The organism is Staphylococcus sp. 8AQ, from assembly GCF_902506595.1.
Lineage (GTDB): Bacteria > Bacillota > Bacilli > Staphylococcales > Staphylococcaceae > Staphylococcus > Staphylococcus pasteuri.
Genome location: NZ_LR733871.1, coordinates 940,289 through 963,068 on the forward strand (window position 1 = coordinate 940,289; position 22,780 = coordinate 963,068).

The following is a 22,780-nucleotide window of genomic DNA, read 5'->3' on the forward strand; positions in this document are numbered from 1 at the left end:
TTAATGCTTGTTTAGTTTTTGTATGTCCTGATAAGCTTGTTCAACTTGTTGTTGCGATGCATTTTCTGTAAGTAATTGTTGAGCATGTGTTATTGCTTGTTGATATGCTTGTTGTTTATCGTTATCTGCTTGGTTATAATCAACCGAATTTTCAACATTAGTATGATCATTAACTGCATCTTGTAATTGTTGCATTGCTGTATTTAATTGAGTTGCTTGTTCAACTATTTGAGCAATTGGTTGAAGTTGAGTAGCGTTATCAATATTTTGTTTAATAGCAGTTTGCTGTTCGTTATTAAGATGTGTTAATTGATCGATATCTGTTTTAGCTTGTGCTTTTGCATCAGCAACACGTTGATTACCATTTAAATCATTTGCAGTTTCTTGAAGTTGTGTTAAAGCTTGTTCAACTTCAGTTTGATTAGCATTTGTACCTTGTGCTGGGTTAACGATATTTTCAGCATTACTTATTACTTGATTTAATGCATCTTGTTTATCTGTTGATGCTTCAGTGTAATTAGGCTCAGCTTTATCAGTATTAATTTGATTCAATTGATCTTTTAATGATTTCATCACTTGATCAAGTTGAGTTGCTGTTTGAACCAATTGTGCTACTTCTGTTCTTGTTGTAGCACCAGCAATTGCATCTTTAGTAGCTTGTTGTTGCGCATGATTTAAATGATCTAAACTATCAATAGTAGTTGTTGCTTGCTGTTGGTCTTGTTCAAGTTTTTGATCACCATGAAGATTATCTTTAGCATTGATAACGTCTTGGATTTTTTGTTCAATTTGGCTTGTATCCATTGTTGGATTTGAAGTTTGATTGATTAAATCTTTGGCATTAGTTACTGCTTCAGTATAAGCATCTTTTTGTTCAGGATCTTCATTAATAAATTTACTACTTGCTTCAACTTGTGCTTGGTCATTAATGCTTGCTTTTAAATTGCCCATTGCTGTATTAAGGTCAGCAGCATTCACTAAGATTTGATTAATATCATCTCTAGTTGTTGCTTGATTGATTTGTGTTTCAAGCGTTTGACGTTGTGGATGATTTAGGTCAGTTGAGTTATTTAAGCTCTCTAAAGCTCTTTGTTTCGCTTGCTCAAGTTTTTGGTCACCATGTAAATTATCTTTGGCATTATTCACTGCTTGAGTTAGTTGGTCGACTTTAGTGATATCTAATGTAGGATTAGACGTTTGGTCAATCAATTCTTGAGCATGTTGTACTGCTTGTGTATATGCATCTTTTTGTGCAGGATCTTCATTAATAAATTTGCTACTCGCTTCAGTTTGAGCTTGGTCTTTAATACTTTCTTTTAGATTTTCCATTGCTAAATCAAGTGCTTGAGCATGATTGATAATTTGTGCAACTTCATCTCTAGTTGATGCGCCATTAATTTGATTTTGTAGCGTATCACGTTGAGCAGTATTAAGATTATTTAATTGATTTAGAGTTTCATTAGCATGTTGTTTATCATCAGCTAATTTTTGATCACCATGTAAATTATCTTTAGCATTATTTACTGCTTGAGTTGCTTGTTCAATCGCAGACTTATCTAGTGTTGGATTTGAATCATTATTGATAATGTCTAAAGCATTGTTAACTGCATCAGTGTAAGCACCTTTTTGAGTAGGATCTTCGTTAATAAATTTACTGCTAGCTTCAACTTGTGCATGATCTTGAATACTATCTTTTAAAGCTTGCATTGCATTATTAAGTGCTTGCGCTTCTGCAAGTTTTTGTGCAACTTCATCACGAGTGGAAGCGTTGTTGATAGCATTTTCTAAAGCTTGCTGCTGAGCAGGTGTTAAATGATCAAATTGATTTAATGATGTACCTGCATTTTGTTTATCTTCTTCTAATCTTTGAACTCCGTCTAATGCTTGTTTCGCATTATCGACAGCTTGAGTTGCTTGAGACACATCACCCTTATTAATTGTTGGGTTATTAGTTCCAGCAATGATATTTTCAGCGTTTTGTAAAGCAGTGTCAAAATCTTGTTGTTTGTTAGGTTCAGCATTAATATATTGACTGTTTGCATGAATTTCATCTTTGTCAGCAATGCTTTGACGTAATATATCCATTAATTGATCAAGGGCTTGTGCTTCGTTTAAGTCATTATTAACAGCTGTTCTTGTAGACTCACTATCTATTAATGCATCTTCCATATGTTTTTGAGCATCATTTAAATGAGATAACTGACTAACTATTTGTTTAGCATGGTCTTTGTCGTTTTGTAATTTCAAATCACCATGTAATGATTGCTTAGCATTGTTAACTGCTTCAGTAGCTTGATTAATAGTATTTTCATCTAACGTAGCAGTTTGTTCATTGATGATATCTTGTGCATGTTGAACTGCTTGATCATAGTTTTGTTGTTCTGTTGGATCTTCATTAATGTAAATACTATTCGTTTTGACTGTTGCGTTATCTTGTATGCTTTCTCGTAAACCATGCATTGCTTGATTTAGTGTATTAGCATTTTGTTCAATTTGGTGAACATCAGTCACTAATGGTGCACCATTCACTTGTTGTATTAAAGCTTGTTTTTGTGGGTCGTTTAAATTAACTAGTGCATTAATTGCTTGTTCAGCATTGACTTTTGCATCTTGTAAGTTTTGATCACCATTTAATGCTTGTAACGCATCTTGAACACGAGTAATTGCTTGTTCAACTTCTGTTTGTGATGCATTTTGACCCGTTTGTGGATTAATGATACTTTCTGCATTCGCAATTGCATCAGTGTATGCTGTCTGTTTATCATTATCCGCATTTGTATAGTTGCCTTGTTGTTCAATGTCATTATGGTTAGCAATAGCCTGAATTAAATTACCCATTGCACTGTTTAAATCTTGTGCAGTTTGTAAGTGTTGATTCACTGTAGCAATGTCTGACGATTGAGTAATTTGAGCTTCTAAAGCTTGGACTTGAGCTTGATTTAAATGGCTCAATTGTCTAATTGTTTCAGTAGCTTGTTGTTTAGTGTTTGCAAGATTTTCGTCACCATCTAAAGCTACTTTAGTTGTGTTCACTTGAGATGTAGCTGAATTGATATCATTTGGATTCATGATTGGTGAAGTAGCTTCGTTAATGATATTATTTGCTGCATTTACTGCATTGTTATAGTCATTTTGACGTTCATTTGTTGCATCATGATAGTCTTCAGAAGCTAATGTGTCTTGGTTATCTGCAATACTATTTCTCAATTGTTCCATCGCTTGGTCAAGCGCTTGAGCGTTTTGTTTTATTGTTGAAACATCTGTAACTAATGGTGCTTGGTTAATTTGAGTATTGTAATTTTGCTTTTGAGCATCGTTAAGATGTTGTAATTGATTAACAAACTGAGTAGCTTCTTGTTGAGCTTGAGCTAAGTTTGTATTACCATTCAACGCTTGTTTCGCATTATTAACTGTATTTGTTAAACGTTCAACTGCATCTTGAAGTTCATTTGTGCCAGCATGTTGGTTTAATACATTTTCAGCATTAGCAACTGCTTGGCTATACGCTTCTTGATTTTGTTGATCAGCATTTAAATAATTACCATCAGTTAATGTTTGTGCATTGTCATTAATTGATTGAGCTAATTGATTCATTGCTTGATCAAGATTTTGAGCAGTTTGCTTAACTTGATTTACTGTTGCAATATCTGGTGCTTGTTCAATTTGAGTTGTGAGTGCTTGTTTTTGAGCATCGTTTAAATGAGACATTGCATTAATTTCTGTATTGTCATTTTGCTTTTCAGTAGCAAGTTTTGCATCACCGTTTAACTCGTTATGTGTGTTATTAACTTGGTTCATCGTGTTCTCGATGTCACTAGCATTTAACGTCGGATTAGATGATTGATTAATAATAGCTTCTGCTTGGTTCACTGCATTCGTGTATGCTGTTTGTTTGTCTGCATCAGCATCGTGATAATTTTCACTACCTAATACTTGATCTTTATTAGCAATGCTTTGTTTTAATTGATTCATTGCATTGTTAACTTCTTGTGCAGTTTGTTTAATTTGGTTAACAGCATCAATTGATTGTGCTTGGTTAATTTGTTCAGCAAGAGCATCATGTTGTGGTTGATTTAAATCTTGTAAAGTACCAAGTTGAGTTGTTGCTTCTTGCTTAGCTTGAGCTAAGTTTTCATTACCGTTAAGGTCATCTTTAGTTTGATTAACACTTGTTAGTGCTTGATTAACTTCTTCAACGTTTAATACAGCTGTTGATGTGCCATCTACGATTTGTTGAGCTAGATTTGTAGCGTTGTCATAAGCAACTTGCTTGCTGTTATCTGCTTGAGTGTAATCGATTGATTGCGGCACTTGACTGTTAGCTTGAAGTTTTTGTTTCAAATTACCCATTGCAGTATTTAAATCATTAGCAGTTTGTTTTACACGATTAACATCTGGAACTAAACCTGCTTGAGTTACTTGTTGTTTAAGCGCCTCTTTTTGAGGTGTGTTTAAATTAGATAATTGATCAATCATTGTTGTCGCATTTTGTTGTGCGGTTTGAAGATTTTGATCACCATTTAATTCGCCTTTAGTTTGAGTCACTTGTTGTAATGCTTGAGTTACTTCTTGTGGATTAACTATAGCATTTGGAGTTCCATTGATAATTTGTTGAGCATGATTTACTGCATCAGAATATGCTAATTGTTTATCTTGATCTGCATTTAAGTAATTACCATTTGTAATCACTTGGTCATGATTTGCAATACCTTGTTTTAAATCAGTCATTGCTTGATTTAAATCTTGCGTTGTTTGTTTAATACCATTGACTTTATCAACTGTAGTAGCTAAATCTACTTGTTGTTTTAACGCTTCTTTTTGAGCTTGGTTTAACTCACTTGCATTTTCAATAGCTTGAATTGCTTCATTTTTGGCATTATGAACATTGTTATTACCATTTAATGCTTGTTTCGCATCAGTTAATTGTTGTAATGCTTGTTCAACTTCAGTTTGAGGTACATTGCCACCATTAGCTTTATCTAAGATATTTTCAGCATGTGCAATAGCAGCATTATATGCATCTTTCTTATCTTGATCAGCATCTGTGTAATTGATGTTGCCTAATGTTTCTGTCTTATCTTGTAATCCATTAGATAAGGCTGTCATAGCATTATTTAAGTTTTCCGCTACTTGTTTGATTTGGTTAACATGTTCGATATCTGGTGCTTGATCAATTTGATCAGTAAGAGCATGTTGTTGTGCACTATTTAAATGATCAAGTGTAGTTATCGTTGCTTTTGCATTTTGCTTTTCAGTTTCAAGTTTTTCATTACCATTTAAGGCTTGAGTTGTTTCTTGAACTTTCGTTAAAGCATTAGTCACTTGAGTTGGATCCATTGTTGGACTAGCTGTTTGATTTAATAAATCTTGTGCAGCAGAGATAGCATCGTTAAATGCTGCTTGTTTATCTTGATCTGCATCGTGATAGTCTTCGTCTGCTAAAATATCGTCTTTGTTAGCGATACCTTGTTTCAAGTTTGTCATAGCTTCGTTAAGCTTTTCAGCAGCTGTTTGAATCGCATTTACATCTGGAACTGCTGTAGCTTGTGTGATTTGTTTATTATATTCATCACGTTGAGCTTGATTTAAGTTTGGTAATTGATCAATTGCATTTGTAACTGTTTGTTTAGCATTAGCTAAGTTTGTATTACCGTTTAATTCGTCTTTAGTTTGATTAACATGGTTAAGCGCATCAGTAATTTCACTTGGTGTTACAACTACATTTGGAGCTCCGTCAATTAACTGTTGAGCTTGAGTGACAGCATTGTTGTATGCAGTTTGTTTATTAGTATCAGCATTTGTAAAGTTACCATCAGCTTTAGTTTGATCTTTATCTGCAATACTTTGTTTCAATTGTGTCATTGCATTATTTAAGTCTTGAGCAGTTTGTTTAATACCATTTGTTTCAGTAACAGTTGTAGCATTATTCACTTGACCTTTTAAAGCATCTTTTTGAGCTTGGTTTAAGTCACTCGCATTATTGATGAATTCAGTTGCTTCGTCTTTAGCTTGTTGAACGTTTGCATCACCGTTTAATGCTTGTTTAGCATTGTTGACTTGTTGAATGGCTTGTTCAACTTCAGTTTGAGATACGTTACCGCCACTAGCTTTATCTAATATATTTTCAGCATGCGCGATAGCTTCATTATAGGCAGTTTGTTTCTCTGGGTCAGCATCAGTGAAGTTAACTTTTGATGTTGTTAAATCTTTGTCGGCAATTGCTTGTTTTAAACCTGCCATAGCGTTGTTTAAGTTTTGAGCATTGTTTTTAATTTGATTTACTTCATCAACTGATGTTGCATGACTAATTTGCTCATTTAAAGCATGTTGTTGTGCATTATTTAAGTTATCAAGTCCACCTACTGTTTGATTAGCCTCTTGTTTTGCTTGGTTCAGATTTTCATTACCATTCAATTCATTTTTAGCGTTTGTCACGTTAGTTGCGGCTTGATTAATAACAGTCGGATCTAATGAAGGATTAGATGTGTTATCTATAATACCTTTTGCACTATTAACTGCATTGTTATATGTCTCTTGTTTATTTGGTGACGCATCTAAGTAGTTTTGATCATTCTTAGTTGCTGTATTATCTGCAATACTTTGTTTTAAATGATTCATCGCTTGGTCAACGTCTTGTGCTTTTTGTAAATTAGCTTGAACTTCTGCTACATTCGATGAATTTCCAACTAATTGTTTAAGTGCTTCTTTTTGAGCATCAGTAACATTAGTTAATCCATCGATATTTGTTGTAGCTTGTTGTTTAGCGTTATTTAAGTTTTGATTACCATTTAAATCATTCTTAGCTGAATTAACTTGGTTAGTTGCAGCTTCAACTTGCTCTTTAGTTAGATTTGTACCTTGTGTAGGGTTTAAAATATTTTCAGCATTTGTCACTGCATTTGTATAATCAGTTTTCTTATTATTATCAGCATCTAAATAATTTTGACTATCTAACGTATTGTCTTTGTCAGCCAAGCTTTCTTTTAATTTAGTCATAGCTGTGTTTAAATCTTGAGCATCTTGTTTAATTTTTTCTACTTCAGCAACTGTTTGAGCTTGATTAATTTTTTGAGCTACATTTTCTCTTTGAGCATTATTTAAATTATCTAAACCATTTAATTCTTGCGATGCATTATTTTTAGCTTCGTTGACTTTTTGCGTACCATTTAAAGCTTGTTTAGCAGTATTAATTGCTGACAAAGCTGTTTCAACTTGTGCTTGGTTTGCATTTGAACCAGTAGTTGGGTTTGTAATACTTTCAGCACTTGTTATTGCGTTATTATAATCCTGTTGTTTAGATGGTTCTGCATCAGTGTAATTGACGCTTTGTTTAACATCTGTTTGGTCATTAACAGCATCAATCAATTGTCCCATTGCTTGATTAAGTGATGATGCAATAGAAGTAACTTGATTTACTGTTGCAATATTTTGAGCATCATTAATTTGGTTAGTAAAGTCTGTACGTTGTGCTTGATTTAAATGAGTAAGTTGATTTAAATCTTGTAATGCATTTTCTTTAGCACGTGTTAAGTTAGCGGCACCATTTAAACCAGTTTCTGCTGTTTTAATTTGTTGCATTGCTTGTGAAACGTTTGAAGGATTAAGTTCTGGTTGAGTAGTTTCACTAACAATACTTTCAGCATGGTTAATCGCATCGTTGTAAGCAGTTTGTCTATCGTTATCAGCATCGGCAAATGGTTGACTTGATTTAACTGCTTGTTGATGACTTATTTCTTGTCTTAAATCAGTCATCGCATTGTTAAGTGCATTTGCATTTGACTTGATATTAGCAACTTCATCAAGTTGTGTAGCACCGTTAATTTGGTTTGTAATACTTTGACGTTGTGCATCAGTGAGATCTGTTAGATGATTTAATGCTTCTGTTGCTTCTTGTTTCGCATTTGAAAGATTAGTATTACCATTTAATTCATTTTCAGCGCTGTTTACATTTTGTGTAGCAGTATTGATGTCTGCTGGATTTGTAACAACATCTGGCGAACCGTTAATTAAGTTTTGTGCGTGTTGGTAAGCATCAGTATAGTTACCTTGTTTCTCAGCACTTGCATTAGTGTAATTACCATCAGTAATTATTGCATTGTGGTCAGCTACAGTTTGTTGTAATTGATCCATTGCAGTGTCTAATGCATTAGCATTATTTTGAAGGTCAGTAACAGCTGCTACATTTTGAGCTTGGTTAACTTGCTCTTTTAGTGCATTTTTCTGTGGTGTATTCAAATGTGCTAAGTTTTCAATTGCTTGTGTTGCATCATTTTTAGCTGTTTGTAAGTTTTGAATACCATTTAATTCACTAGCAGTTTGAGTAACGTTTTGAATTGCTTGTTCAATTGCGTTTTGATCAGCATTTGTGCCACTCGTTTTGTCTAAAATACTTTCGGCATTTGCTACTGCTCCAGTATATGCATTTTTCTTATCTGTATTAGCATCTAAGTAGTTTTGATTGTTTAAAGTTTCATCTTTATTCGCGATAGCTTGTTGTAATTGTTGCATAGCTGAATTTAAGTTTTGTGCAGTTGTTTTAACTTGGTTAACGCCATCAACTGTAGAGGCACTATTAATTTCTTTAGTTAAATGTGCCTTTTGTGCATCGTTTAATTGATTTAGTGTACCTAAGTTATTCAGTGCATCAGCTTTCGCTTCACGAACTTTAGCATCACCATTTAAATTGTCTTTAGCTGTAGACACTTTATTAGTTACCGCTTCAACTTGTTCTTTATTTAAGTTACCACCGTGTGCATTATCTAAAATACTTTGCGCTTCAGTAACTGCATTTGTATAAGCATCTTGCTTAGTTTGATCAGCATCAGTAAAGTTAACACTATTTTTCACTGTAGTTTGATCATTAATACTATTTTGTAATTCGCCCATCGCAGTATTTAATTCATGAGCTGTATTTTGTGCTTGAGCGACTTGTGCAAGTGTAGTTGCATTAGTAATTTGTTCAGTTGCTACATTTGTTTGTGCAGTGTTCAAGTGATTATATGTTGCTAATGCTTGTTTAGCAGCTTCTTTAGCTTGAGCAACTTTTTCTTCACCGTTTAATGCATTTTTAGCAGTTGTAACTTGATTTAATGCTGCTTGAACTTGAGTAATATCTGCATTTGTACCTTGATCTTTACTTAAAATTGCATTAGCTTGAGTAACTGCATTTGTATACGCTTGTTGGTTAGTTGGGTCAGCATCAGTATAATCAACGCTTTGTAATACATCATTATTATCGTTAATACCTTGCTGTAACTCAGCCATAGCTTGGTTTAAATGTGTTGCAGTATTAGATACTTGCTCGACGTTAGCAACTGTTGGTGCATTGTCGATTTGAGTCGTTAACGCTGCTTTTTGAGCATTGTTAAGTGATGTAAGTTGTTCTAATGCATTTTTAGCATTTGTCTTAGCTATTTCAACATTTCGGTCACCATTTAATGCTTGTTTAGTACTTTGAACATTTTGAATTGCTGTTTGAACATCAGCATGTGATGTATTCGCGCCATGTTCTTTATCTAAAATACGTTCTGCTTCAGCTACTGCATTATTGTATGCTTCTTGATTAGCTTGGTCAGCATTAGTGTAGTTAACCTGTTGTTTAGTAGATTCTTGATCTTGAATCGATTGAGCTAATTCATTCATAGCATTATTCAGTTGAGTCGCATCATTTTGAATAGTAGTTACATCATTCACATGAGTTGCACTATTAATTTGATTAGTAATACTTTCTTTTTGCTCATTTGTTAAATGAGATAATGTATTTAAGTTTGCTTTCGCATTGTTTTGGGCATTAACAAGATTTTGAGCACCATTTAATGCACCTTCTGCAGTTGTCACTTGTGTTGTTGCTTGAGTAATTGTATTTGGATTCATTGTTGGCGTGCCAGTTTCATTAATAATGTTATTCGCATTATTAACTTGAGCATCGTATGCCTGTTGCAAGTCTTGGTTTGCATCAGTATAGTTTTGACTTGATTTTACTGTTTGTTCATTAGCAACACTATCTCTTAATGTTCTCATTGCATCATTCAGTGTTTGTGTATTAGTTTTAACTGTTTGAACGTCAGGTAATGTTTGAGCATTTTGAACTTGTTCTTTTAGATTTGCTTTTTGAACGTTATTCAATTGTGCTAATCCGTCAATCGTGTTGTTAGCATTTTCTTTTGCAACACGTAAATTATTATCACCATTTAACGCATTATAAGCACTTGTTACTGAAGTTGTAGCATTATCGATATCTGTTGGTACAAGAACAACATTATTTGTACCATTGATAATAGATTCTGCATTAGCAACTTGAATGTCATATGCATTACGTTTATCGTTATCTGCATTGATATAATTTCCGTTTGTTAAAGTTTCTGCTTTGTTAGCAATCGATTGTCTTAAGTTACCCATTGATGTATTAAGTGTTGTTGCTAATTGCTTAACGCCATTTACATCAGCAACACGATTACCACTAGTAACTTGAGCTTTTAAAGCGTCTTTTTGAGCAGTATTTAAGTTAGTGCTTTGATCAATTGTATTGATTGCACTTTGTTTAGCTTGATCTAAGTTTTGTTGACCATTTAATGCTTGTTGTGCTTGGTTAATTTGGTTAACTAAAGTATCTACATCTGATTTAGAAGTATTAGGTCCAGTCGCTTTGTTTACAGTTGATTCAGCAGTTACAAGATACATATCATAATTTGATTGATTTTGTGAATCTGCATCTAAATAGTTTTGACTATTTTGAACATTATTTTTATCATCAACTAATGTTTGTAATTGTCCCATTGATGTATTTAATGCATCAGCATTTTGTTTTACTTGTTCAACGCCAGCAAGATTAGTTGCTTGGTTGATATCATTTTCTAATGCGTTATGTTGAGCAGTAGTTAAATGATTTAATGTACCTAAATGTTGAATAGCTGCTGTTTTAGCATCATTAATTTTATGATCACCATTCAATTCATTTTGTGCATTAGTAATTCTTTGTAATGCTGTTTCTACATCATTTTGTGGTGTGTTAGGACCTGCATCTTTATTTAAAATCGCTTTGGCAGCTGCAATCGCTTCATCGTATGCTGTTTGTTTATTAGTATCTGCATCAGTGTAATTTTCTGTTGCTTTTACTTGATTTTCATTATTAACAGCATCTTGTAAGTTATTCATTGTAGTGTCTAAACTTTGAGCAACTTGTTTTGCTTGTTCAACTTGGCTAATATTTTGAGCATTAGTGATTTGAGTATTTAAGTTATCTTTTTGTTGGTTAGTAATATGAGATAACGTATCTAAATACTGTTGTGCATTTTGTTTAGCAGCTGATAAGTTTTCGTCACCGTTTAAATCGCCTTTAGCATGAAGCACTTGTTGAGCTTTCGCATTAATTGTATCAGCACTCATCTCTGGATTAGTTGAAGCATTGATGATGTCTTCAGCTGAAGTTACTGCGTTATTATATGAATTTTGATTATCAGGTGATGCATCGTTATAATCTTCACTATTTCTTACAGTATTTTGGTCAGCAATGCTTTGTCTTAATGTATCCATCGCGTGGTCTAACGTATTCGCATTACCTTGGATACTTTGAACATCTGCCACTGTTGTACTGTTATTAATTTGAGTTGTTAAATGATCTTTTTGAGCATCAGTTAAATGCGTTAATTGTGATAATGCTTGTTTAGCAGTTTGTTGTGCTTGTTCTAAATTACGGTTACCGTTTAATTCGCTCTTAGCTGTATTCACTTTAGCAATAGCTGCGTTAACTTGGTCTTGAGTTTTATTAGGACCGTTTTGAGCTAGGATTGCTTTAGCTTCATTAACTGCTGTTGTGTAGTTAGTTTGTTTATCAGATGATGCATCTTGATAATTTTGACTATTTAACGTGTCATTTTCGCTGTTAATTGCATCTTGTAAGTTACTCATTGCAGTATTTAAATCATTGGCAGATTGTTTCACTGAATTAACGTTAGCAATATTAGTTGCATCATTAATTTTAGAAGTGATGTCTGCTTTTTGAGCATTATTTAAATGAGATAGTGTATTCAACTCATTGTTAGCTTGTTGTTTTGCTTGTTCAAGCTTTTCTTCACCATTTAATGCATCTTTTGTTGAAGTAACTTGATTTATCGCTTGGTTAATTGCATCAACAGTCATTGTTGGTTGCGTAGTTTCACTAATGATTTGTTTAGCATTTGAAACTGCTTGATTGTAGTTATTTTGCTTTTCATTATCTGCATCTAAGTAATCTTCGCCACGTTTTACTGCTTCGTTATTAGCAATAGCATTTTGTAAGTTATTCATTGCCGTGTCTAAGTTAGATGCGAGTTCTTTCGCTGCGTTAACAGTATCAACTTGATGTGCGTCGTTGATTTGTGACTGTAACTGTTGACGTTGAGCGTCATTTAAATGCGTTAATTGACCAAGTGCTGTTTGAGCTTCTTGTTTAGCATTGTTAAGGTTATCAGAACCGTTTAATGCAGTTTCAGCCTGAGACACTTGTTGTAATGCGTTAGTTACATCATTAGGTATTAACGTTGGATTTTGAGCGTTGCCATTAATGATTGTATTTGCTTGATTATAAGCAGTGTCATAAGCATTTTTCTTATTAGTATCTGCATTGACATAGTTGTCACTTTGAACTAATTGATCGTGGTTAGCGACACCTTGTTTTAAATTGGCCATAGCTGTATCTAGAGCAGTCGCATTTTGTTTAATATCATTTGCTGCTTGTACATTTTGAGCTTGCGTTACTTGTTGTGTTAAAGCGTTCTTTTGCGCTTGATTTAAATCATTAGCATTAGTAATAGTATCAATTGCTTCTTGTTTAGCACGTTGTAAGTTTTGCTCTCCGTCTAAGGCAGCTTTAGTTGAATTAACGGTATTAGCTTTTTGATTAACTGCGTCAGGAGACATTGTTGGACTATTTTGTTCTCCAATAATGTCTTTAGCTGCATTTACTGCATTATCATAATTTGTTCTGTTAGATGATGTTGCATCAGTATAGTTAATACCAGTTTTAATTGAATCATTATCATTAATGCTGTCTCGTAATGATGTCATAGCAGTATTTAATGCATTAATACTATTTTGAATTGTTTCAAGACTAGCATGATTTGATGCAGCATTAATTTGCTCTCTAAAGTTATCTTTTTGAGCTTGGTTAAGACTTGTTACATTTTGTAATGCTTCCAAAGTTGGTTGACGATCTAATGTTAAACCAGCTCTTGCTTGATCTAACTCAGCTTGAGCGTTAGTTGCTAGAGTCACTTTATCATTGATAGTTTGAACTGATGGTTGGCCAGCAAGTTCTTGATTCACTGCATTTAAAGTTTGACGTGCTGCTTCTAATTTTTCGTTATATGCATTTAGTGAAGCGGTTGTCATACCAACAGTATCTGTTGGTTGATTAATACTTTGCTCTAACGCTTGTTTAGCCGCTTCTAGTGGTGCTTTATCTGGCGTTAGATTTGTTCTAGCTTGATCTAATTCAGATTTAACACTGTTAGTTTGGGTTGTATTTGTATTGATGTCGTCAACTGAAGGATTGCCATCTAATACTTGAGTAATAGCATTTAGTTTTTCTTTCGCTGCAGAAAGATTTGTATTAAATGCACTCACCGAATCTTGAGTCATACCTGTTGTACTAGTATTTTCAGCTTGAGTGATGCTTTGTTGTAACTCATTTTTCGCATTTTCTAATGGTGCTCTGTCTACAGTTAAATTATCGCGTGCAGTATCAAGAGCAGATTTAGCGTTATTAGCTTTAGTAATGTTGTCTCTAATTGTAGCGACATCTGGATTACCTTGAAGTACTTGAGTAATAGCTTCTAAAGCTTGTTGTGCAGCATTTCGTTTTTCATTAAAGTTAGCGACAGAATCTGCAGTCATACCAGTTGTGCTTGGCGAACGGTTAATATCATTTTCTAAATCATTTTTCGCTGCTTCTAACGGTGCTTGGTCTGGCGTTAAGTTAGTAATAGCTTGTTTTAAGTTATTGTATTGAGTTTCAACTTTAGCTTTTTCAGCTGCGATGTCTTGGTCAGTTGCATCTCCATTATCAATGACTTGTTGTGCGTTATTTGATTCAGCTTGAGCCGTTTGTTTAGCTGTTTGGTAAGCATTGATTGATTCTTGAGTCATACCATCTGTTGATACAGATTTATTTATTTCCTCATCAAGTTTAGCTTTCGCTGCTTTTAATTCACTGTTATCTGCTAAAGGTTGTAATTGATCGATAGCTTGAGTGATTTGTTCATTGACTCTATTTACTGCAGTCATCGCATCTTGTACTTCTTGTACAGTGCGAATTGGTTTATTAATGACGGCATTCGCATTGTTACGAGCACTAATTAAATCACTATTAAGTGCTTGCATTGCTTGGTTGTAAGCTGAAATACTAGCTGGTTTCTTATCAGTAGTTGAACCAGTTCTATCAAGTTGTTGTACTGCTTGTTGTAATGCAGTAGTATCAGCAGTTAAATTAGCTTTTGCTTCGTTAAGTTCAGTTAATGCAAGTTCTACGCTTGCTTTTTCATCAGCAATTTCTTGTTCAGTCGCATCACCATTATCAATCACTTGTTGTGCATTAGTAATAGTTACTTGAGCCACTTGTTGTTTCGTATTGTAATTATCAATACTTTGTTGAGTCATACCGTCTGTTGAAGGTACTTGATCAATAGCTGCTTGTAAGTTGTTTTTCGCTGTTACTAGTTCACTATTATCAGCTTTATCTTGTAATAATGCTTTTGCTTGATCAATTTTCGTTTGAGCTACTTGTACTTTTGTTAAAGCAGCACTAACTTGTTGAGGTGACGCAAATTGATCTTGAATGACTTGATTTGCCTCAGCTTTAGCAGCATTGATTTGTTGCTCGGCAGCTGTCATTGCTTGGTTATATTGATTAATACTGGATGGTGTTTTACCGTCAGTACTAATTGCATCATCTAAATGAGTATTAGCAGCAATTAATTCACGTTTGTCAGATTTAGTAAAGATTGTTTCTGTAACTTCTTCAGTACTACCATCGTTATAAGTAATGATGACAGGAATTGTTGTTGTGCTACCGCCAGCTAAATTTGTAGGCATATTTGTACCTTGTTTGATAGCAGCATTTTGTTTGTTATTAACATGTACAGCATTGTTAATTTCGTCAGCAGTAACATTGTCGCCGAATTCTTTAATAATTTGATCCGTTGTTACTGTGTGCTCTGCTGGTGATGTTAATGTTCTAGAATTAGAACTTGCTGCATTACCAGAACCTGCTTTAGCAACTGCTGTTACTTCTGAATTTGGCTTAATTGTATTAGCATTAAACGTTACTTTACCAGTTGTACTGTCTAATGTAATGTAACTTGGTTGATCAGCTATAGACCACTTGCCGTTTGCCCCTTTAACAACATGTAATGTTTTATTTTGTTCAGTACCATTAGCAAGTTTTTCAGTGTAAGTAATATCAACAGCATTTGTTGGGTTAACTAAATTGCCTGTTGGGTTATTAGGTGTAATGTCTAATTGACCATTGTCCCATGCAGTAGATAAAACTTGATTCGGTTGTGGTGCTATAACTGTGAATTCATCACTTGGTTGTTCAGCACTTGTTAATTCTCCACTACCTTGAGTTGCGATAACTTGAATTGTATCAGCTGGGTTAAATGTTCCTGCTGCAACGGTAATTCCATTACCAGTACCTACGAGTCCTGCTACAGTATGAGCAGATTGCTCCTTAGTCCAAGGGCTTCTATTATTATTTCTATTAAATGAAGTAATTACATTTCCATTACGTTTAATTACTAATCTATCGGCATAAGTTGTAACATTTCCAGAACTTGTATTAATACGTTGATCATTACCTGGTGCAATTGTAATTTCACCTTGAGCCGTTTCACTGATAGTTGGTTTAGTTGGTTGAACATTTTTAACAATAAATTTAGCTGGTTGAGATGTCGCAAATGTTCGACCATTGTATAAAACATCATATGTAGCATTTACTACTTTAGCTGCATTTGGTTTGTTCATAGCTGACCAGCTTGCATTATTAGTACCAGTTGCAGTTTTGTTCCAACGATATGTGAATCCGTCAGTAGGTAGGCCATCACCATTTTCATTATGAGCATATTGAGAAGCATCAATGCCTGACGCAAATGTTGTACCTATTGTTGTTGTATATTCACTTTGAGGGAAATCAAATTGATATACATACACTTTTACAGGTACTTGCACTGGTGTAGGTATACCAGGATAATTTACGTTAATTGTTAAGTTTTGTACGCCTGCAGTATTAGAAGTTGGTGCAGAATTATTAGCCCATTCAGCAGTAATTCCTGTTGTATTTTGATTTGGTTCAAAAGTTATATAATTAATAGCTTGAGTGCCGTGAGTAAGATTTGTACCCTTTTTATCACGAGCAGGACTAATTGCGACTGCTGATGGATAAATTTTGACTGGTATATCAACAGTTCTAGTGCCTTGATCGTTTGGTAATGTGACTGTAACTGTTTTAGTAAATGAGCCTACAGTATTTTTCCAATTATCAGGATTATCTTGCCATGTAGCTGTTGCGCCACTTGGTACATTCTTAATAAAACGTTCTGCATGATCAAAATCAAAGTTATTTCCACCTTTAACTAATACTGCTCCTTCATCAATAGCTTGTAATTGTGGTGTTACTCGAACACTATCACTATCTAAAGAATCTACAGTTTCAGAGTGTCTTTCATTTGTAACTTGGCCACGATCATTTATAGATGTGTAAGAAAGATTACCTTCTGACAACGTTGCAGTAGCTTTAATTTCACCATCAGGTAATGCATCAGTGACAGTAACAACTAGTGTACGATTGTCACCAATTTGTGGGTTTGTAATTGTTAATGGTGTGCCATCTGCTTTAAATAATTGGACTGTTGAATTTGGTAATACATTAGATAACTTAACCTCTTGATTTGTTAATCCAGCTTTGTAACTTACAGAATTTGCATCAATAATTGGTGGGTCTGGACGTACTTTAGATAAGAATCTAACGTTTTCAGTTTGACCATTAGCATAAGTTACACGTACTAGTCTAGTTTGGAATCCTATTTGACGTGTATTTGGTCCTAAGCCATTATTGCCAATAAACTCAAATCTCATATTTTCAGGTTGGTTAGACCATGAGTTATTAATAGGTTTTAAAAATTCTTTAGGGTTGTTGACGTCAGTAATACCAGGGAATGTTCCCAATTTAGGTGCAACAAATACTTGTTTAGGCACAGTCTTTACAACCATATACGATGATTCTTTTTCAATTGGTGAAGTTTCACCATCAAATAAAATATTAGCTCTAACTGTGATGCTTTCACCTATTTGAGCATTATTTTTATTAGGTGTATTATTTGGTAACCATGTGATTGTCGCATCAGGTACAGGGTCTCCATTATCTAATGTGAAGAAATCACTTGGAGCTGATCCATTACCACTAACAAAATTTTGACCTTGTATTGTAAATTTTGGTGAAGCAATCACATTATAAAGAATGTGCTTAACTGGTACAGTTACAGTTGATGAAGTTCCATCTGTATAAGTTACTGTAACAGTTACATCAGCATTATTACCGCGTCTACGAACATTACTTACAGTTTTACTTTGAACTTCATTTGTTGATGCTGTGGCATAACTTCTATTAGGTACTATTTCTGTCAAAGTAACTGAGTTTGTAATAGCTTCTTGGTCCTCTTGTGAAATGCTCGCATTATTGCTAATGTTAGCGATTCTGACAGGATTTTGAGCTGTAGAAGTTGTTGAAACACGATATTTATCTTTTAATGGTTTGATTGCTATATTGAATGAATGTTCAGTACTATTTCCGCTTGTGTCTGTTGCAATTAAGTTAATTGCTTTAGATGTTGAACTAGTTACATTCGGTATTGTAAATGACACTTGTTGATTATTATTAGATACATTACCCGTTAATTGCGAAGTAGGTGCTACTGTAACATCTTGCAATGCATAATTATCATTAGCAGTAATATGATTTGTATATGTTTCCCCAGAATAAACTTGCTGATTAGTTGAATTTTCAACTGAAATTGTTGGATTAACTTTATCACTTGGAACAAAGTACACATTGATTGTGTCAGTTGTACGATCCATGTTTGAACGTAAATATTCAATATAAGGTTTTGGACCTGTAGGTGATAAATATAATTGAGCTCGATAAATCGAATGATGTGCATTGCTAATTGTATTGTTTTTAATAACTTTATCAATAGTAAATGCACCTGCACCATTAATAGCTGGCTTGTCTACATTCACTAATGTTGAGTTTTGACTATTGTTACTCAAATTAGAATAAGTAATTGTTTGACCACCTATGCCGGTATTAGTTGTTACAATATCAAGTACTTGAATAACTTGACCATCGAGTGTATATAAACTTTGACCGTCTGTCTTTGGTGAAGATAAAGAATATCCTGTTGTATTAGATGCTCTTCTACCAGCTTCTGCAGCTTCTTTTTCAGTACCGACGATGTTAGTTCTTAAACCTGGAATATTAGTATTAGCAACTAATAAGTTTAATACTTCATTTGTATTAAAATCTTGGCCTAAAGTAGCGTCATATCTATAAATTAAAGATTTATGATCAGGTGTCCATTCAAGTCCCCCATCAGTTGGTCTATTTGCTATCTTAGGATTAGTCCAACTGACTTGGTAATCATTTGGAAAGTCAACCCAACGAAGGAATGACATATTATTCAAATTAGATGTAAATGTCTTAACTAATCTATCTTTAGATACTGTCACAGTTACAGTACTTACCCCTTGTCTAGCATCAGGGTTATTTACAGTGATGTCATTTTCTGTTAGTGGAAGTTCTTGACTATTAGCATTAATAAACGCTTGTTTAACGCGAGTAACTTCTTCATCAGTTAATTGATAATTTGATACTCTATATACCCTTTGATCATCTGTTGGTTGTTGAACATCTATAACTTTTAAAGTTAAAGTTAACGGTGCTTGAGTTTGATGATACGCATTAGCAGCTAGAACTTGATAGTCATATGTTCCTGCATCAAGACGTGAAATTTGTGATGCAGTAGGTAATGTATTATCCCCTGAAATATTGTAAAATGAATCATTTGGTAACGCAGATCCATCTTCTAGCGCAAAATATTGTTTTAAATCACCAATATTATATGATTGCCCTTTAGCGATAACAATTGTAGCTTGTTTTAAATTATCTCCACTAGCAAATGCTGTATTTCTAATAGGATTGTAAGTGATTATATCTGAAGCAGGCATGTTATCTGTAGACCCATCTAAATAAGTAAATCTAGCAGAACCATTTGAATTAACAACAATCTGATTTCTTTGAGCTAATTTATCTATTATAGTTGCATTTTTGCTTCGAAGCGCTTGTAATATTTTAAGTATATTTTCAAGATCTGTTACCGATCTTGGATCTGATACTTTTATCTTTTCAGCATTATCTAGACCTATAGGTTGAAAATCTTGACTCATTTCTCCAACATCTATTGATATTTGCTTACCTTGGCTTATGTTGTTTGCGTTATCAGTTGCTGTAATCGTAAAAGTGATGTGACTATTAAAAGCCTGATTATTAGGTATAGTACCTGATATACTTAAAACTCCTGTTCGTCCATCTGAATTTTTAACAAAGTTAGATGTCCATCCACTAGGTAAATTTGTAATATTAGTACTTTTAAGACCAGAACCATATTGTTCATCTGACACATTCACAGTAAAACTAACATTATCTCCTCTATAATATTTATTTTCCTTATTTATTGGGTTACTAATTGTTGGTGATGTAACATCTGGTAATATTTCTACTTCATTGCCCCAATTAGATTGAACATTTTTATTATAAAAGACTATTGCTTTAATATTACCGCTTTTTGGTAAAGGTAGTATATTGTAACTATCTTTGGAAATAGTTATAGTACTATGTTCTCCGTCAGCATTACCTGTTGCCAAAATATTATAATTAATAGGAACAGTATTTGGATCATTTGTACCATTACGTCCTAACGGTCCAGTATTGATTAAATATACAATTGCTTTAGGATCTAGTGGTACGTTTGAGACTACTATATCTTGTTTTGTGCCACCTTTACCACGCAATTCCTCAGCTGTTGTATCGATATGAGGTGGCTCTGGTTTTACTCTTATTTCAAAAGTTTGTTCTTTTTTACCAAATCTAACTGTTCCAAAATAATCACCAGGTGCAAGCGTTCCAACTAATTCAATATTCTTTTCATAATTTGTATTCACACGATCTACAGAATTTTCAATTCTAAGTGTACTTGGGAAACCGCTTATAGTCCAATCATTATCAGTAAAAGGTTCATTACTAACCAAATTAATTCGTAATGGTTGATTATGTACAGTTTTATTTCCTACTTGTGAAGTACTATTTTGCATTTCACCAGGATTTACTGCAAATACTGGGTGATTAGCTGCTTTAGATATAGGTTGTTCTCCTCTGTCTAAAGTTTCATCATTTGTAAAGAAATTGATAATATTACGAACAGCGGGTTTGACAGTTAATTGGGCAGGTACAATTGTTTCTTCATTTCCTGCTCCGTCTTGAATATCAAAACCAATCATAAATTTAATAGGTCTACCAGTTCTTGCAGCTTCTTCTAGTGTACTATCGTTAAACATTTGATGTACTTGGAACGAATTTAATGGTGATATAGAGCCTGGTGTTCTTTTATGACTATAATCGACACCTGCTGGGAAAAACCCTAAAACACGATTGTTCGGTGAAGCTACATAACTAAGTGGATCAGTAACAAAATCATTACTATTTTTTGTACCATCTAAAACGTATCTCGTTACATCCATTCTTCTATCTGGATCATATGCAGTTACTGTGTTGCCTAAATGATAAGTACGATTGATAGTTTGGTATAGGGATTCTGTACGTTTTGTTAATTCAGATCTTGGTTCAACATATAATTGGTTGTACATAAACAGTTGGTTGTATTCATATGCACGTCCCCCTGCTGCATAATAAAGTCTGTCTGCTGTTGGACCTGTTGTTTTAAATTGGATAGTATAACTATTTTCACCATGTCCAATAAAAGCGTATATTTTATTTAGTCCTGGTATTTCACTTGGCTTTTCTTTATTTAATAACTTAAAGTTTTCTAACCCAAAGCTTTTAGCGGTTTCGCTTGCCCCATTCTGATTAAAGTAATCACCTGCTCTAGAAAAATCAGTAAAACTTCTTATTTGAAAAGTTGGTTCATCATAAAATGTATGATTTTGAATTGGGCCTTGAACAAAACTGTCGGCTGCTCCATTGTCAAGAGATCTGGTATTTTTCCAAAATTCTGGGAGAGACTTATCTTCAAAACTACTGAAAGAATGTGTGCCTTCTTTGTTTAAAATACTAAAAATTGTTCTCCCGACTGGAGTTTGTCCTTCAGGTAAACCAAACCAAAATACCATATGTTCGTGATTCCAATGACTTTTATTGAACTTAATAGTCCATTCATAGCCGTCTTTTACTTGTTTTGTATAAACTAATGCAATTTCTTTTGTATCAGCTGCACGTAAGGTATTCCATCTTGGATTAGGTAGATGGATAGGTGGTACACGATTTGATGCACTTATGTATGTACCTACAGAATACCCTGAGCCATCGTTGTTATTAGTTACATAATATGCAGAATTAGCATTTTGATAATCTGAGCCAGATTTTGTTTCTACTGCACGTTCTTCAATACGGTGATTACGTCGTACTTGGGCCTGTCTTTTAGGTAGTGTTTTAATAGTTGCAACAGCTTGTTCCAATTCTTTATATGCTAATTGCAATGTTTTATTGTCTAATTCATCATTACTTCCTAATAATAAATTAATTTTATCGAATGCTGCTTTTACTTGATTGAAAGCCGTTTTATCAGCTTTCTCTCTATCAACAAAGCGATAATCATGGTAATTTGCATCAAAAAATGCTTGTAAAGCATTTTTATCAATTTGTGAAGGTTGAGCATTGTCATTGTTATTATTTAGGTCAATTTGACGTGAGCTATCTTCAACATGTGCAGTTAATTTATTCTCAGCATGATTAAGTTGTTCATTTTGTAATGTGTTACCCTGCTCTAAATCAGATGAATTTGTAACTTCTTGATTCTTATTTACAGTATTTTCTGAATTTTGAAGCGGTGCTTTAGAACTATTTTGTTCTGATTGATTAGATTTCTTTGAATTTGCTACTTTTGTAGACTCTTGACTTGAGTTATCGATAGAAGTTTCTACATTAGTATTTGCTTTATCGGTTGTCTGTGAAATTGTATTTGTTTCTTGTTTAGCTAAATCAGATGTGTTTGACTGTTGTCCATCTTGATGCTGATAAGTTTGATTTTTAGGTTGCACATTAGAACTTGTTTCTTCAGCTTGTGCATTAGATGCGTTAAATCCTAAAAATACTAATGTTGCGATTACAGTTGAAAATGTACCAACTGTGTATTTACGAATACTAAACTTCTGTAATTTCTCACGATTGTTCACTTTTATTGTTCACTCCTTGTCTTGATGTTGTTTCGTAGATGTAATGTTATGTATATATAAATAATTACAATAACGCTATTTATCAAACAATGAATTCTAAATATTCCTCGAAATCGCTTGTAAAATTATATACATACACAATATGGTATTGAACAATTTATTTATGCTCAAAATTATAATAGCATAAAACATTATGATTTTGTATTAAAATTTATTTATTATTCTAAATATAATGATTCTAAGTCACAAAATTTTAAAAAAGACCCCATATGGATATTCTTAT

At 33.6% G+C, this 22,780-nt stretch carries 1 protein-coding gene; it reads right to left on the reverse strand.

Translation table 11 applies throughout. The features are described 5' to 3' along the window. The gene (ebh, locus tag GVY01_RS04685; protein ID WP_443028791.1) at nucleotides 1-22,497 is read right to left on the reverse strand and encodes a hyperosmolarity resistance protein Ebh; all 22,497 of its coding nucleotides are present in this window, start codon (nucleotides 22,495-22,497) and stop codon (nucleotides 1-3) included. Nucleotides 22,498-22,780 lie beyond the last annotated feature (283 nt).